13 protein-coding genes and 1 pseudogene are annotated in these 15,019 nt (G+C 58.2%); 5 read left to right on the forward strand and 9 right to left on the reverse strand.

What is annotated here, in order from left to right; translation table 11 throughout:
• Positions 1-16: 16 nt before the first annotated feature.
• Positions 17-304: a DUF4148 domain-containing protein gene (locus LFL96_RS35985; RefSeq protein ID WP_281003987.1), complete on the reverse strand. Its 288-nt coding sequence runs from the start codon at positions 302-304 to the stop codon at positions 17-19.
• Between the two features lie 303 nt (positions 305-607).
• On the opposite strand from LFL96_RS35985, the gene LFL96_RS35990 reads away from it, so the two are divergent.
• The gene (locus tag LFL96_RS35990; RefSeq protein WP_281003988.1) at positions 608-1,531 is read left to right on the forward strand and encodes a methyltransferase domain-containing protein; all 924 of its coding nucleotides are present in this window, start codon (positions 608-610) and stop codon (positions 1,529-1,531) included.
• Between the two features lie 529 nt (positions 1,532-2,060).
• Here LFL96_RS35990 and LFL96_RS35995 read toward each other — a convergent pair.
• The 6 genes from LFL96_RS35995 to LFL96_RS36020 all read right to left on the reverse strand — a co-directional run bounded on the left by LFL96_RS35995 (position 2,061) and on the right by LFL96_RS36020 (position 8,305).
• Positions 2,061-3,188: a porin gene (locus tag LFL96_RS35995; protein WP_281003989.1), complete on the reverse strand. Its 1,128-nt coding sequence runs from the start codon at positions 3,186-3,188 to the stop codon at positions 2,061-2,063.
• A 210-nt stretch (positions 3,189-3,398) separates the two neighbouring features.
• Positions 3,399-4,070, reverse strand: a complete 672-nt coding sequence (locus tag LFL96_RS36000; RefSeq protein WP_281003990.1) for a response regulator — start codon at positions 4,068-4,070, stop codon at positions 3,399-3,401.
• Between the two features lie 9 nt (positions 4,071-4,079).
• Complete coding sequence (locus tag LFL96_RS36005) at positions 4,080-5,453, reverse strand: sensor histidine kinase (RefSeq protein WP_281003991.1); 1,374 nt, start codon at positions 5,451-5,453, stop codon at positions 4,080-4,082.
• A gap of 118 nt (positions 5,454-5,571) precedes the next feature.
• Positions 5,572-6,438 (reverse strand): ABC transporter permease, encoded by an 867-nt coding sequence (locus LFL96_RS36010; RefSeq protein ID WP_281003992.1) that lies wholly within the window; start codon positions 6,436-6,438, stop codon positions 5,572-5,574.
• A 26-nt stretch (positions 6,439-6,464) separates the two neighbouring features.
• On the reverse strand, positions 6,465-7,262 hold the full coding sequence (locus tag LFL96_RS36015) for an ABC transporter ATP-binding protein (protein WP_281004366.1): 798 nt from the start codon (positions 7,260-7,262) through the stop codon (positions 6,465-6,467).
• Between the two features lie 32 nt (positions 7,263-7,294).
• Positions 7,295-8,305, reverse strand: a complete 1,011-nt coding sequence (locus LFL96_RS36020) for an ABC transporter substrate-binding protein (RefSeq protein ID WP_281003993.1) — start codon at positions 8,303-8,305, stop codon at positions 7,295-7,297.
• A gap of 337 nt (positions 8,306-8,642) precedes the next feature.
• On the opposite strand from LFL96_RS36020, the gene LFL96_RS36025 reads away from it, so the two are divergent.
• Positions 8,643-10,316 carry an alkaline phosphatase family protein gene (locus LFL96_RS36025; protein ID WP_281003994.1) on the forward strand — a complete coding sequence of 558 codons (1,674 nt, stop codon included), beginning with the start codon at positions 8,643-8,645 and terminating at the stop codon, positions 10,314-10,316.
• A 387-nt stretch (positions 10,317-10,703) separates the two neighbouring features.
• On the opposite strand, the pseudogene LFL96_RS36030 reads toward LFL96_RS36025, so the two are convergent.
• Positions 10,704-11,021: pseudogene (locus LFL96_RS36030) on the reverse strand (PRC-barrel domain containing protein); the annotation flags it as partial.
• Positions 11,022-11,870: 849 nt separating this feature from the next.
• On the opposite strand from LFL96_RS36030, the gene LFL96_RS36040 reads away from it, so the two are divergent.
• Genes LFL96_RS36040 through LFL96_RS36050 form a run of 3 tightly spaced genes read left to right on the forward strand, consistent with a single transcriptional unit; the run spans position 11,871 to position 13,195 of the window.
• A complete protein-coding gene (locus tag LFL96_RS36040) occupies positions 11,871-12,170 on the forward strand; it encodes an ogr/Delta-like zinc finger family protein (RefSeq protein WP_281003995.1) in 300 nt (99 codons plus the stop codon).
• The gene (locus LFL96_RS36045; RefSeq protein WP_281003996.1) at positions 12,167-12,379 is read left to right on the forward strand and encodes an ogr/Delta-like zinc finger family protein; all 213 of its coding nucleotides are present in this window, start codon (positions 12,167-12,169) and stop codon (positions 12,377-12,379) included. Before LFL96_RS36040 ends, LFL96_RS36045 begins: the two co-directional genes overlap by 4 nt.
• 18 nt (positions 12,380-12,397) lie before the next feature.
• The gene (locus LFL96_RS36050) at positions 12,398-13,195 is read left to right on the forward strand and encodes a hypothetical protein (protein WP_281003997.1); all 798 of its coding nucleotides are present in this window, start codon (positions 12,398-12,400) and stop codon (positions 13,193-13,195) included.
• Between the two features lie 395 nt (positions 13,196-13,590).
• Here the strand turns inward: LFL96_RS36050 and LFL96_RS36055 are convergent, their stop codons facing one another.
• Entirely contained in the window at positions 13,591-14,526 is a 936-nt protein-coding gene (locus tag LFL96_RS36055) for a hypothetical protein (RefSeq protein WP_281003998.1), read from the reverse strand.
• Between the last annotated feature and the right edge of the window lie 493 nt (positions 14,527-15,019).

Genomic DNA, 15,019 nt, shown 5'->3' on the forward strand with positions numbered 1-15,019 from the left:
TCCGCGCTGTTCGCAATCAATTTGACGCGGAATCCGGATGCGAGGCCGGCGAGCCTTTCACCTGTGCGAATCGCACATCGTCCGTACCGTGCTGGATCGCATAGATCTCGCGATTGCGGGCGATAGCCGATGCGGTTGGCGGATAGTCGCCCTTTGGCGTCGGTAAATAGCCTGAAGCTTCGGCCTGAACAAGTTGCGCGCGAACTTCGGCGCGTGTTGTTCCGGCATATCTGGACTGCGCAAATGCATTTGCGCCAAACGACAGACTCAGTACAGCGATGGAAAAGGCTGTGAGCAGTTTCATGACTTCTCTCCGATTGATTGACAACAGGTGGTTCGAACAATTCGAACTACAGCGTCTATTGTCGACATCCGAACTGTCGAGTCACTGACCTGCTGATTACCGTTTTGTTATCTGGTCCAATAGGAAAAAATAATCTGGATCAGCAACATTCTTCTTCAGCTTCTCCTAAGCCGGCTGCGTTCAATATCACCTGCTGCACGGCAACGTGCTCAAGACAAGCGCCATAGGCTGACGCACGAGGGTGGTCGACTTCGCTGACCTTTCGGCGTACAGCATTATTCGATCCGGAACGAGTCACTAAAAATGAATCAATGCAATCCACAAGCGCAATCCGATATCTGGTCGGATTGGCTGCTGCATACCCGGCATGCCGACGATCCGCTGCAGGAGCAGAATCTGCGGGCAAGACTCCAGCAATACGCTGACCGTGTGCTGGACGGCGCGGAGCTTTTCACGGGTATGACGCTCGCCGACATCGGCACAGGAGATGGATTGATCGGCTTCAGAGCCATCGAGCGTTTCGGTCCGTTTCTGCGCGTACTGATGACCGACATTTCCGCGCCTTTGCTTGGACACACCGAAGCAGTTGCCAGGCTTAACGGGATTGTGGAGCAGTGCACATTTCTTCAACGTTCCGCCGAATCGCTGGACGGTGTCGAAGGTGCCTCTGTCGACGCAGTCGCAACGCGCGCGGTACTCGCCTACGTCGCCGACAAGGCGGCTGCACTGCGGGAATTTCATCGCATTCTCAAGCCGGGGGGACGGTTGTCGATCGCTGAACCGATAATGCGCGACGATGCAATCGAAGCGTGTTCGCTGAGGAAAATGGTGGAAGGAATGCCCGACAAGGCTGGCGACAATTTCTTCCATCTTCTGCATCGCTGGAAGGCCGCACAGTTTCCCGACACGGAGGAGAAGATGTCGACAAACCCGATTGCCAACTACGGAGAACGCGATCTGGTTCGTTTCGCTCTGGAGGCGGGTTTCACCGATGTCCATATGGAATTTCACATCGACGTGCGGCCGACGGAGTTCAATTCATGGCCGGTACTGCTCGACACGTCACCTCATCCGCTGGCCCCGACCCTTGGCGAGATACTCGCGGAAAAATTCACTGAAGACGAACGACGTTTCTTCGAGAGTGTCTATCGCCCGCAAGTCGAGAGTCGTCTGTTGCTGACTGCCGAGCGTACTGCCTATCTCACGGCAGTGAAGGCGCGCCGCTGAAGGAACGCCGCGGCCGGCCGCGTCGGCGTTCAATGGTGCGTGGATACCTCCGCGAAGAGAAAGTCAGTATTGCACGGAAGCATGGCAATCCCTTGGCCAAAGCATGATCCAATCAGTGACGAGGACGAGGACGAGGACGAGGACGAGGGAGAGTGATGATGAACCGAAAACTGATGTTGGCATCAATCGCCGTAGCGGCATTATGGGCCACGAGCGGGGAGGCTGCGCAGCCCGCCTACGCCTACACGACAACGGTGCGACTCGCCGACGGCAAGACACTGAGTTGTGCCGTCAACGAGTCGCACGAGGGTACGCACACCGTGGGTGCGCGGCTCACCCGCCGGCAGGAGGTCGAGGCCGACGTGCTGGCGACGCAGCGGCTACGGCTTCTGAGTGGGCCGACATCAGACTATCCGTCACCGTACACCGCACCTGAGATAACGTGTTCGGACGTAGGTTGACGCACGGCGAAAGGCATCGGATTGCACGCGTTCCTGCTCGCGGCACCGCTACTATCAAACAGGGATGACTAGAAGCGGGTGCGGATACCTGTGGTGAGCTCAAGCTGGGTATTCGCGCCGAAGGTCGTTGCTTCCGTGTACCCGCCATGCAGTTTCATGAAGTCACCGGCCAGATAGACTTCGGTTCGTTTCGACAGATGATAGAACGTCGACCAGTACAGCGTCTCCTTATAGCCGTTTCCGACACCGTTTGTCATGCTGAAATCGCCTATGTTCGCGTTCGGCGTAAAACCATCGCTATTGTTGGCAGCATTGTGAATCCGCATCTGCTGATAGCCGATCTCGTAGTCGAGCGCTCCCTTGGGCGCCAGCTTTAGCGACACCGTCCAGGCATTGTCCTGACGCTGGCCTAGCGCTCCCTGATTGCCCAGGTAGCGGAAATAGCCGGCATTGGCGCGCACGATGCCGAACGTGTAGTTGCCGCCCACGGAAAAAGACTGATTCGTAAAACCGTCGCGGTTGGCGTGGCTATAGAATCCCGAGACATTGAACGGACCGCCGTTGTACCCGAGTGCCGCCTGGTAGTTTGAATCGGTACCAAAACTGGTGGTGTTGCCGAACGCGTAGCCTGCACTGGCAAAGATGCCATTGTTAAACAGTTTTTTCCACGCGACGCTGTTGTTGTAACGTGTGCCGGTTGCACTGCCGGCATAAAAGATCAGTTGTTTAAAGTTGTTGGCGTTGGTCCAGCCGCCTTCCTCTGTCGTGAGCTGCGCGCTGCCATACGGATCGCCGTAAATGGTGGACGCATCGCGCGCGATCGTGTTCTGGAAACCGACCGTGAGTTTGCCGAACGTGTCGTTGACGATTCCCACCCAGGCATCGCGGTCGAAAATCTGGCCCGGATCTTCCATTTGCCCATCGCTCATCCGATATTCGCTTTCGAGGCGGAAGATGATCTTCGAACCTGCTCCGATATCTTCCGCGCCTTTCAGGCCCCACCGGCTACCGCTGAACCACGGTTCGCCACCCACGCCCATGCCCACCACGTGGGCGCCGTTCGGACCGGCGTGCGAGACATAAGTCGGGGCGCTGAGGTCGATAAGACCATATAACTGCACGCTCGATTGCGAATGCGCGTTGGCCGCGGCGAGCGCGCTGGCTGCAACAGCCAGGGCCTGATATTTCTTCTTCAAGGTCGTCTCCTGAACTTGCTACGTTGAGTTTCCGTTTTTATGCGCCCGGTACCTCTGCTTCGGCACTTCATTCGCTGCGGTACCGGGCGTCTGGATGTCATCGTAGTAGCCTCAATCCTTCAAGCATCTTTCCTCGTCATTTGGTATTGCTAAGGAATATCCCTTATTTAATAGCCGGTTGAGGCATGCCGAAGTGTTTGGATTGAGCGGCTACTGCGTGTTGCTCCGCAGGATGTAGCCCAGTCCTCGTAAAGTCATGATCCTCGCGCTGGAGTTTGCAAGATGCTTACGCAGACGGTGTATGTAGATATCGATGGCGTCCGCGCTTGGCTCTTCGTCGAGACTGAACATGCTTGCCATCAACGAATTTTTGGAAACAGTCTTGCCCTGATGAAGTATCAACATTTCAAGAATCATGTGTTCGCGGCGACGCAGCGCCAATGGCGCATCCTGGTGGCGGAACTCGCGCGTATCGGTCAGATATTGCAGATCGCCGCAGGTCAATTGGGTCGATTTTTCTCCCACCTGACGCCGGATCAATGCCTTGATGCGAGCAACCAGTTCACGTGCGTCAAACGGCTTGACGACGTAGTCGTCCGCGCCCGCGCTAAAACAGTCCACCTTATCCTCGATCGAACCATGCGCTGTCAGCATGAGCACCGGTACGTTGCCGCCCCGGCGGCGTAGCCGGGACAGCACATCCTTACCGCTCATGCGCGGCAGGCGCATATCCAGCAGGACCACGTCGTAATGTTGCGTGGTCAGTACCGTGTCCGCGCCTTCGCCGTCTGCGACGCAATCGACAACGAAGTTCTGCGCGCGCAGCAGGTTGGCTACCCAGGTAGTCAATTCGACGTTGTCTTCCACAAGCAGCAGCTTCATGCGTTTCCCTCAGGTCTGGTTGGCCACTTGCATGCGGACTGTGACGACCAGTCCAACCCGGTTCTCGCCTGGGCTAATGGTGACGGTTCCACCATGGAGATGAGCGATTTCGCGCACAATGGACAGACCGAGTCCCGTGCCTTCGACTTCAGTGGAGCCGCGATAGAAGCGCTCGAATACATGCGCACGTAGCTCCGCCGGAATGCCCGGTCCATTGTCCGCGATCCGGAGTTCCATGCCGTCGCCGTCCCTGCGGCAGATTGCGGTGACGCGGCCACCGTCGTGGGAGTAGCGCACCGCGTTGTCGAGCAGATTCATGACCATTGCGCTCAGCAGGTTCGCGCTGCCCATCACCGGCACGCTATCGTCCAGTTCAGCGCCGAGGTCGATGCCGCGCTGTTCCGCCGCCACGATCAGTTCCTCCAACGCCGACAGCACGACTGCGGTCATGTCGATCCTGGCCTGCGTACACGGCGGCGATGCGGATTCGGCTTGAGCCAGCAGCAGCAACTGGTTTGTCATCTCCGTCATTTTTCTGCTGCTACGGCGAATCGCCACGAGCGCTTCTTCCAGTGAGGCGTCGCCATGGTCTCGCCCGCACGCATACTGAATCTGCGTATCGAGCAGCGTGAGCGGTGTGCGCAACTGATGGGCGGCGTCGGCAATGAATTGGCGCTGGGTGGTCGCGTGCAGCTTGAGTCGTGCAATGCACTGATTGATCGCGTCGACGATAGGGCGCAGTTCGAACGGCAAGTGGTCGGCGCCGATCGGTTCGAGCTGCATCGGCTCGCGGTCGGCCACGTCGTCCTTGAGTTTCATCAGCGGCCGTAGCTCAATGGTGAGACCCAACGGCACCAAAGCCGCAACGAGCGCCAGCATCAGGCACTGCCGAATCAGTTGCGGGTGCCACAGTTGACTGATCATAGCCTCACGCGAGCCCTGGGTCTTCGCGACCACGACGATCACTCGGTCGACCTTGCCGGCGTCGTACAGCAGCCGCGGGAACGCCACCGCGCGAACGGTTTGACCGTCGAGCCCGGTGTCGTAGAACACCGGTGATGAATCGAGGCGAGAGGGCACCGGTAGTTGAGGATTGCCCACCAGCAGACGGGTGTCGTTCGCGATGACCTTGTAGAACACCTGGTCCCGATACGGCGACTCGAAGATTTCCAGCGCGGCCGGAGGAATGACGGCGCTCAGACCGCTATTGTCCCAGTCGACATCTTCGACTATGGTTCGGGCTGACGAAAGCAGCGCGCTGTCCTGCACGAGATTGGCTGTCTGGCGCGCCGCGTCGTATGAGATCGCGCCCGTGATCACCACAAACGCAGCGAGCGGCAATAACAGCCACCCAAGTAATCGAGCGCGCAAGCTTGGGGCCATACGGTCTCCGTGACCGGGTTGCAGTTCCGTGCACGAACGGTACCCGTACATGCCTCTCATGCCGCGCATGCCGGTGGATAAATGTCGCGTCCTGGCGCCATGGCGCAACGTCACACATTCAGAATGCGGCGGGTCTCCACTTCAGAAGACGCTTTTCCAGCGCGCTCAACAGGTAGTCCGCGCTGAGCGCCACCACAGCGAGCACGATCATGGCCGCGAATACGCCGCTGGCATTGAATGCGCCTTGTGCCGTGGAAATCAACAGACCGATGCCTTGCTTCGAACCGAGAAATTCACCCACGACGGCACCGACAAGTGCAAATCCGAAGCTCACGTGCAAGCTCGCCAGAATCCAGCTGAGCGCCGAGGGAATGACCACCGAGGTCGTTAGCTGACGCCGCGAGGCCCCGAGGATCTGCGCGTTGGCAATCATGTAGCGGTCGGCTTCCCGCACACCCTGGAACGCATTGCCGAACACGACGAAGAACACCATCACGACCGCCAGCGCGACCTTGGATGCCATCCCGAGCCCGAGTGCGATGACGAAGATTGAGCCGAGCACGACACGCGGAATTGAATTTGCGATCTGGATATAGAGACTGAAAACGTCCGACAGTAATTTGTTGCGCCCTAAAATGACCCCGCAGACGACGCCGGCCACCGAGCCGATCAGGAAGCCCAGAAACGTTTCTTCCAGCGTGACCCATACCTGAAGCAGCAACGGACCTTGCGAGGTGCCGTTCGCGAGCCAGTCGACGATCTGTGCGTAGATCAGCGAGGGCATGGAGAAAAAGAATGGATCGATCCAATTGAGACGGCCTGCGAGTTCCCACCCGCCAAGAATGACGACCAGCACGAGCACACGCATGCCGATGATCGTTGCACGCCGCCGGTGTAGCCGGCGCCGCGCGGCGGCTTCGACCTGTGCAAGCGACGTCCCGGTGTCGCCTGCCGGCGGCAAGTATTTGGAGGGAAGGGTAGCCATGTCCGTCTTTGCTCCGTCGTTTTTTTTCATACGATCTGCACTTCCTCGCGCAGGTCGTGCCAGATGTCACGCGAGATTTCGATAAAGCGCGGATCGTAGCGAATCTCCGAGGTGATGCGCGGCCGCGGCAGATCGATCTCGTAGACTTTCTTGAGGGTGGCGGGTCGTGCGGTGAGGACGAACACACGATCGGCCAGTGCAATCGCTTCTTCGAGATCGTGGGTGACGAACACGACCGAGCCGGCGTTGGCGGACCATAGCTGCAGCAGTTCGTCCTGCATCAGCGTGCGGGTCTGCATGTCGAGCGCTGAGAATGGTTCGTCCATCAGCAGGATTTCGGGTTTGTTGATGAATGTCTGCGCCAGCGCGACTCGCTTTCTCATGCCGCCGGACAGCTGGTGCGGATAGTGACGGGCGAATTTTTCGAGGCCGACCCGGCGCAACCAATCGTGCGCTTCATCGTGTGCGACAGCTTTCGAGCGACCGCGATACAAGGGGCCGGCAGCGACATTGTCCAGCACGGAACGCCATGGGAACACGGCATCCGCCTGAAACACGAAGCCGATTCGCGGATCGATGCCTGTCACCGGTTTTCCCATGATCCGCACTTCGCCGGAGGTCGGCCGGAGCAATCCGGTGATCATGCTGAGCGTCGTCGACTTGCCGCAGCCTGTCGGCCCGACAAGAGCAACGAATTCACCCCTGGCGACGGCCATGCTGAAGTCGCGCAATGCGGGCGTAGCCTTGCCGTCGGGACTGATGAAACGGCACGACACCGAGCGAAACTCGATAACCGGAACATCGAGGGTAGCCGTTTGATTCATGAGGTCGATCCGGGGAAGAGGCGGCAGTCGGCTCATTTGGACGAAACGAATTCGTTGGTGAACGTCCGGGCGAGGTCGATGTGCCTGCCCTTGACCGATGGGTTGAACGCGGACAGCACTTTGAGCACGGTCTGCGGACCATCTGCCGGCATCCTGCCGTCGGCGGTGTACATCGGTAGGGATGCCTTGAGCGCGCTCACATACATCCCCTTGTCTTTCTGATAGTCGTCGGGCATTTTCGCGGCGATTTCTTCCGCGCTGTGGGTATGAATGAATTGCAGGGTTCGTGCAAAGGCATGCGCGAGTTTTGCGGCGTCTGCCTTGTGAGAGGCGACCCATGTGGCTTGCGCATAAAGACTCGAGGCGGGGTAGGTGCCGCCCAGAGCCGCCCGGGTACCCTCAACCGTACGCATGTCGACCAGCACTCTTGCGTCGCCGGACTTTTCCAGCGCCGACACAGTCGGTTCGGTCGTCATGCCCGCGTCGATCCGGTTCTGCCGGATCGCGGCAATGAAGCTTGCGTCCGCACCGACAGGCAGCATGGTGTAGTTGCTCGACTGAACGCCGTGCTGGCCGGCAAGATACTGCGTCAGGAAGCTGGTGGATGAGCCGAGTCCAGTCACGCCGAGCGTCTTGCCTTTCACGTCGGCCATCGACTTGATGGTGCCGGCTGCCTTGCTCGACACCATTTCGACCTCGCCCGGTACCTGACCGAATACGACGATCGCCTTGACGTCCTTGCCCTTGGTTTGCAGATCGATCGTGTGGTCGTAGAAACCCACGACGCCCTGTACCGCGCCGGCCAGCAACTCATTTTCCGCGTCCACGCCGGCAGGCTGGGACAGCAGTTCGACGTCGAGGCCTTCGTCCTTGAAGTAACCGAGCTGCTCGGTCAGTCGCGCCGGCAGATAGATCAGCTTCGTAATACCGCCCACCATGATGGTGATCTTGCCGTCATCGGCGACCGCATGCTGCGAAGCAAGACTGAACAACAGGCTGGACGCAATGGCAATCTGGCGGGTCGCGCGATAGGTCGGTTGCATCGATTGTCTCCGTTATTTTTGCTGTCGGCTGAACGCAGCGTGTATGGATCTAATGCCGCAATTCTAGAAGAGGAATTCCTTCTCTCAGCTTTCACGGCGAGCCATTCTCTGTACGGGATTTCCATGACTTTCATGATCTATCTGGCTGGCTCAAGCGCATGCATAAAAACCTTATGGAAAGCTTAAGGATTGCACTCTGTTACGAAAACTTTTACTGATGATCGGCAGTGGTATCGACTTGCTGATGAGAAATAGGGAGGTCATCCGAACGACTTAATTTCAATGCACATTAAGACTCCGTTACCCAGTCTTTCTTGGCCTAACCAAAGGAGCAGATATGAAGATCGTCAGGAAATGGATGCGGATGTCGAATAACATCGGCGCGGGTGCACTCCTGCTCGCGGCATTGCATGCACAGGGTGCCGTGGCTGAGGACAACCACGACGACCACCGCCGGCACGAGACAGTGAAACACGTGTTGCTGATCAGCTTCGACGGGTTGCACGAGCAGGACGTCGCACGGTGTATCGGCGCGAATACCTGTCCGAATCTCGCACTGCTGGCGAAGTCGGGGATGACATATACGAATGCTCACACACCGGGCTTGTCGGATTCGTTTCCTGGGCTGGCGGCTCTGGTGACGGGAGGATCACCCAGATCCGCGGGCCTCTTTTACGACGTATCCTACGATCGCACGCTTTACGCGCCTTCCGATCCGACCTGCTCGGGCAAGCAGGGATGGAACGTCGTATTCGATGAAACCACCGGCATCGACGCGGAGAATGGCGGCCCATTGATCCATCTCAACGGCGGCGGTGCATTCAATCCGCAGGCGATACCGCATGCGTTGATCGACGGTCGCTGCCAGTCTGTCTATCCGCACAATTATCTGAAAACCAATACGGTCTTCGAAGTGATCAAGCAGAACGTAAAAGGCAGCCGCACGGCATGGGCAGACAAACATGCGTGGGGATACGACTGGTTGAATGGACCCTCCGGTGCCGGCGTCGACGATCTGTCGCGCACGGAGATCAATTCGATCGATCCGGCAACCGGCACGAACTACCTTGATACTTACACCCATACCGAGCAGTTCGACGATCTGCACGTACAGTCGATGATCAACGAGATCGACGGCAGAGATTCGACGGGGCAATCCGGCGCGGATGTACCGACCGTCTTCGGCGGAAACTTTCAGACATTGAGCGTGGCGCAAAAAGCAACTGTCGCGTCCGGCGGCGGCTATCTCGACGCGAGTTTTACGCCCGGACCGCAAGTGGCCGGCGCGATCGCCTATCTGGATGGCGCGTTAGGCCGCCTCGTCGCCGAACTCAAGCAGCGCAATCTCTATCGCTCCACCGCGATCATCGTGACGGCGAAACACGGACAGTCGCCGACGGATCACTCGAAGCTGGTCAAGAACGGCGATACCCTCACCAAACTGCTCGAGGCTAACAACTATCTCGATCCCAACGGTAATTTCGGTCAGGCCAATACGAAGAGCGGCAACCTTAACGACGGGACGGGCCTTGTCGACACCGGCTTTGTACAAACCGACGATGTCGGCCTGATCTGGCTGCGCGACCCGCATCAGGTCTCCGCGGTGGTGAAGACACTGAAAGACAATCTGAGTTGTAACGCGCCCGGCATCTGCGCGGACGGCGCGCAAGCCTACATTCTCCACGGACCGCAACTGATCGGGAAGTTCGGTGATCCCGCCGACGGACGCACGCCTGATATCGTCGTGCAACCCAATCCCGGCGTGATCTATACATCGAGCACGGCCAAGGACGAAGAACACGGCGGCAATGCGCCGGACGACAGCCACCTCGGACTCGTCGTCTATGTACCGCATTCGCATCGGGCCGGCGCGAGCATCGACGATCCTGTGATCACCACGCAGGTCGCACCGACGATTCTGCACATGCTCGACGTCAACCCAGAACTGCTGCGTTCGGTCGCGATCGAAAGAACGCGTGTGTTGCCGGGCTTCGACCGCGAAGATAGATAGGCGACCGTGCGCGCATACCGCCATCGCATTTTTTGATCATCGGGGCCGTTTGCCTGCTTTTCCCGGTGAACGATAAGAAGGACCGTCGCCGATTCGCGCGACGGTCCTTTCGCGGGTTGTCCCGTTGCTCCGGAAGAGGCCTTCGACGCTTTCCCGTGTCGCGCGGCATGCGCCTGCGCATGACGTTGACGCGGCGGACGGCCGGGCCTGCCGCGCGCAGCCGGATGTGATGCAGCGCGCGGGGATATGCCGATACGCTTTCCTGCGGATTTCCTCGCGGCCATCGTGATACCTCCTCCAGAAAGAACTTATAGAAACCGAAAACAAACGGGCCGGCTGCACAAAGTGATACTTGCGACCGGCCGTCGCAACGACGCGGCTCCGGAACTACAGCTTCAGTCCGCCCGCTTCAGGCGCGTTCGACGAGCCCGCCGGAACGTCGTCGACTCCTAGATCGTCGCGCGTGTCATATTCCCCGCGTCCCCAGTACGGCTCGCTGCCGTAATACTGGTGCACGGAGGTCGCCCAAATCTGATCGGCCATGGATGGCCAGTGATCCTTGTCGAAGCCCGGCGCGTTCTTCACGCGTTCCGCGGTCATGTTCAGCAGGAAGCATTTCTGCTGCGTGTCGAGCGTGAGCGCGTGCCACGGAATCGCGAGCAGCTTCTCTCCGATGCCGAGAAAACCGTCGCTCGACAACACAGAAACCGAGAAGAACCAGCGCGCGGTTGCGGAGGTGTCCGAGCCGGCTACGGTTATTACCCGTCTGCATCGCTTCGTTGATCTGCGCATCAAACCACGATGCCAGACTTTCTAATTGCACGATCTGCAGCGGCTTTGCGCGTTTCTCGGTCGCGGGATGTAACGCCGCGATGCCCTTGAGCACCTTGCGGACATGCGGTGTTTTCGTCGGGTATGCGAAGCCTTGCGTCTGGTGCCACTGCGCGAGCGCGGCGAGTCGCGCTCGCAGTGTGTTAAGCGACAGCGATTCCGCATGGTCGGCAAGGTATCGCGCGACCTCGTCGACGCTCGCCGGCAGGAAGCCGCCCCATTCGACCTCGAAATGGCGAATCGCGGACTGATAGCTGCGTCGCGTGTTCTCGCGTGTCGCAGCTTCAACGTATCGGTCGATGGCACGGGAAGACATGAACTAGCGAGGACGATTAGGTCAGGCACATGATAGCGGATGAGACGTGAGCCTTCCCGGGACCGCCCTCCAGGCTCATCCGGGGGTATCGTCCTTTTCACGCCTGACGCCATGCTCCAGTTCCCCTCAATTAATCAGAGACTTGGCGGATATGGCGTGGTGTAACCGAGGTGTGGACAGGAAACCTTGCTGGACAAAGCTCAGCGAAACGCGACTGCCAGGCACAAAAAGGACGATCCTCCATCGAGGGCGCATCAGTCCAGCAGTAACCGGGGGCGGCCGGGTGCCCACGCTTGGACTCGTGTCTATAACTGTACGCGCAGTGGCCCAGCGCCGGTGATCGATCTGGCCGCGCAACTTGATCGGGGCAGCGAAGTCAGCGTCTGCGGGAAGAGGGAGGGCGCGCAATGGGATCAATGGAGCCAGTAGAGCGAGGAATGTGCGTGAAAAACATGAAAATTGACTGTCCGTCCTGTGACGGCGAGATCGACGCGCGTCACACCGAAGGGCTGTCGCCGACGCTGCGTCGGATGTACTTCGTTTGCGAAGACTGCGGCTATCGCACGCCGGCGGGATTTGAAATCCTGTTCTCACTGTCGGCATCGTCACGGCCGCGCGAAGATATTGCGCTCGAAGTGCGTCCGGCGCCGATGCTGCGCGGCGCGGTGAACGCACGCACGACATTGAACCGGGAGAGCCGATCGTGAGATTCACTATTGCGTGTCCGCATTGTGGCGCGCGCGGGATCGCGCGGGCGATGGAGAAGAGATCGGAAACGGATTGGGAGATCGACTTCCAGTGCGATGACGTGACGTGCGGCCATACCTATCGCACGAGGCTGGAGATGCGGCCGCCCGTCCTGCCAATACCGCGGCGTCCGCGACGGATTACCGCCGAACTGCTTTTCGACCTTTGACACGCTCCGGGGGGAGTCATGTATATCAGGAAATCCGGGCCACTCGGCATTGCCTCGCCGTGCCTGGCGTTCGCAGCTACTGCGACCGCCGCATCGCTGTCGGTCCTTGCCGGCTGGCAGCGCGGCGGGTTGCTCGCAGAGCGCGTGCTTCTGACGTGCATCGGCGTCGTGCTGGTTGTCGCAGCGCACCTGCTTCCTGCCTTGTGCCGTCCGCACGCCTGGCGAATTCGGGCACTCGGCGTAGCGCTGTGGATCGGCTGTATGGGGGCAACCTGCTACGGCCACGCGGTGTTTTTCGTTATGGCCCAGCAGCATGCAGGCGAAGCCCGCGCAGCGGTTGTCCCGAGTGTCGCAGCGTCCGGTCGCAACCGGGCAGAGATCGCCGCTGATCGCGCCCTCGTCATAGCGCGACTGGCTCGCGTGGCCGAGCGTAAATGTGGTTACCATTGTGCAGAGGTTCGAATTCAACGCGCGACGTTGACGGCCCGGCTCGATGCGCTCGACGCCGAATCAGCCGAGGCCATGCGTCGCCAGTTAGGACTGGACCGGGAAGAAGCCAAGCGCATGGCGGCGAAAGCTGGTCCCCTTGCCGGGTTGTTGACGACGTTCGGCATAGCCAGTGGCCGCGTCGATCTGGTCATCGGCGTGGCGTTCGCTATGGTGCTTGAAGGTGTCGCCTGTTTCTGCTGGCTACTCGCGATGCGGCCCGCAGAGGCGTCCACCAGGGCAGTCGCGGCCGGGCAGGAAGTCAGTCATGTACGACCAGTCACGGCAGTAATGTCCTCCAGTAAGGTAACGGCGCCCGTTGGTACTTGATGTTACCGAAAGGCAGGAAACGGTTCAGTTACAGTCTCGTGTGCGGGCGGATGACCTGACCCGCGTGCTGACGGCGATCCGTGAAGGAACATTACGCGGGACGGTCACCGAGATACGGAAGCACCTTCGATGCTCGCAGGCCAAGGCGGCAGCCCTGCGCAAGCAGTTCGCGGAACACGTGCAATCCAGTCCCGCGACGAATGAGCAAATACTTTGATCGGTAGCCCTTGTTGGTGATGCGTTGGCACGAACCGCTGGAACTTCTTGACTGATAAGTGGCCCAGCTTGGCCCGGTTCTGCCGCGCTGTCTCACGAGCCGCAGTACCAGCGTGCCAATCCCGCATTTCAGCCGTGGCGTCGGGTGGTTCCTAATCTAAACGTTTTTTTGGGAGCAGTTAGGACCCGTGAAACGCTGCTATGGCGCAGAAAAAAATAATTGTAAGCATCCACACCAACATCGACGTGAATATACCGGTGGCGATTCCGGCCGTCGTTCCCGCCGTTTGAAGCATTTTTATCGAAGCCTGCCGAACGGAAAGAGAAAATTTTGCAAGTAAATGGGCGACAATGATAAAAATAAACGAAAGTTGACTTGTTACTGCCGTATAAAACAATATTGGCTCGGGTATAAAATAAGTCGCAATCCATCCTTTTGAGGTCACGTGAATAACCGTCGGAGCATTGAAAAGATTTAAGAGCACATTGAAGCCCTCAAATGGTTTGTATGGCATCACCGGGATAGGATCTTGCGGCACTAGCTCGGTGTACATCCGAACCATATCTAATACGCGGAGAAAAAATAATCCAAAGGTGAAGGCAAAAAATGACGCGCTGATTGTCAGGAAAAACAAAAATAAAAATCTAAACGACAGATACCCCTTGACCTTCCCCGCACGAATTGCTATCCGCGTTAGTGAGATAGAGAAGATATCAACAGCCAGCGCAACGAAGATCGCCTCGTGAAAATAGTCGTGCAGGGACTGTTTCATAAGCGGTGAAAACGGTTTAAAATTAGCGTTTATATCTCCATGAATGTTGTGCAAGATCCAGACGGCTATATAGACGCACGACACCGTTAGGGTATAGATAGGGATTGTAATAATTTGCTTGATGGATAGGAGGCGATCACCAAAATAGCGTTCAAAGATCATAACCCATGTTTTTGCCATCTGTTCAAGCGTGGCGGCGCCAAACGTGCGACCTTTCATCTCCTTTATTATGGATTCCCTAAGTTTCTTTGTGGTCATTGCAACGCTAACAAAAACACCACACCCGAAAGATAAAATTGTAAAAATGCTTCCTAATGTTCCTAATATATCGGTGGTAGACATGTGTTTTTCTCGTTCAATATTTTAAATTAATCGGTGCCGCGTGATCCGAACAAACCATGCAGCCTCGTGTGGTTAACGGTATAGGAAAGCAGAAGTTGATATCGTCTCGCATCGGACGCGTTGTTGTCACGAGCTGACGTCCGTGCATCGCCGCATCGCAGACGCTCATCTGATAGGGGGAGCGTCTTGGATCAAAATGCGGGCACAACTCCGCGCGCAGCGTCCCTGATTCTGCCCGGGCGTCGCCAGTCAAATGAAAGCTGGCTGGCGAAGTGCGTGTTACGTCGAGTGACCGAATGCGCGGGCGCCGCCGCGCAGCCAATCGCGCGAATAACTAGTCGCTCGCATCAAAGTGCATCACTCGGCCAGTGCTGAAATCGTCACGAACCCCGCGCAAACCGGCAACGCGCCGGTCGGCGGCCTACTGCATCAAAACCCGCCCTGTAGTGGTCCAATACTCCTGGACACCTCTAAAGGGGATAATTCTCCAACT

Origin of the sequence: Paraburkholderia sp. D15 (assembly GCF_029910215.1) — a bacterium.
In the GTDB taxonomy this organism is placed as follows: Bacteria; Pseudomonadota; Gammaproteobacteria; order Burkholderiales; family Burkholderiaceae; genus Paraburkholderia.

Excerpts from the sequence above, each read along its gene's own strand:
- LFL96_RS35990 (WP_281003988.1), top strand. The coding sequence starts at position 608 with ATGAATCAATGCAATCCACAAGCGCAATCCGATATCTGGTCGGATTGG.
- LFL96_RS36055 (WP_281003998.1), bottom strand. The coding sequence starts at position 14,526 with ATGTCTACCACCGATATATTAGGAACATTAGGAAGCATTTTTACAATT.
- LFL96_RS36015 (WP_281004366.1), bottom strand. The coding sequence starts at position 7,262 with ATGAATCAAACGGCTACCCTCGATGTTCCGGTTATCGAGTTTCGCTCG.
- LFL96_RS36025 (WP_281003994.1), top strand. The coding sequence starts at position 8,643 with ATGAAGATCGTCAGGAAATGGATGCGGATGTCGAATAACATCGGCGCG.
- LFL96_RS36050 (WP_281003997.1), top strand. The coding sequence starts at position 12,398 with ATGTATATCAGGAAATCCGGGCCACTCGGCATTGCCTCGCCGTGCCTG.
- LFL96_RS36010 (WP_281003992.1), bottom strand. The coding sequence starts at position 6,438 with ATGGCTACCCTTCCCTCCAAATACTTGCCGCCGGCAGGCGACACCGGG.
- LFL96_RS35985 (WP_281003987.1), bottom strand. The coding sequence starts at position 304 with ATGAAACTGCTCACAGCCTTTTCCATCGCTGTACTGAGTCTGTCGTTT.
- LFL96_RS36040 (WP_281003995.1), top strand. The coding sequence starts at position 11,871 with ATGGGATCAATGGAGCCAGTAGAGCGAGGAATGTGCGTGAAAAACATG.
- LFL96_RS36020 (WP_281003993.1), bottom strand. The coding sequence starts at position 8,305 with ATGCAACCGACCTATCGCGCGACCCGCCAGATTGCCATTGCGTCCAGC.
- LFL96_RS36005 (WP_281003991.1), bottom strand. The coding sequence starts at position 5,453 with ATGGCCCCAAGCTTGCGCGCTCGATTACTTGGGTGGCTGTTATTGCCG.
- LFL96_RS36000 (WP_281003990.1), bottom strand. The coding sequence starts at position 4,070 with ATGAAGCTGCTGCTTGTGGAAGACAACGTCGAATTGACTACCTGGGTA.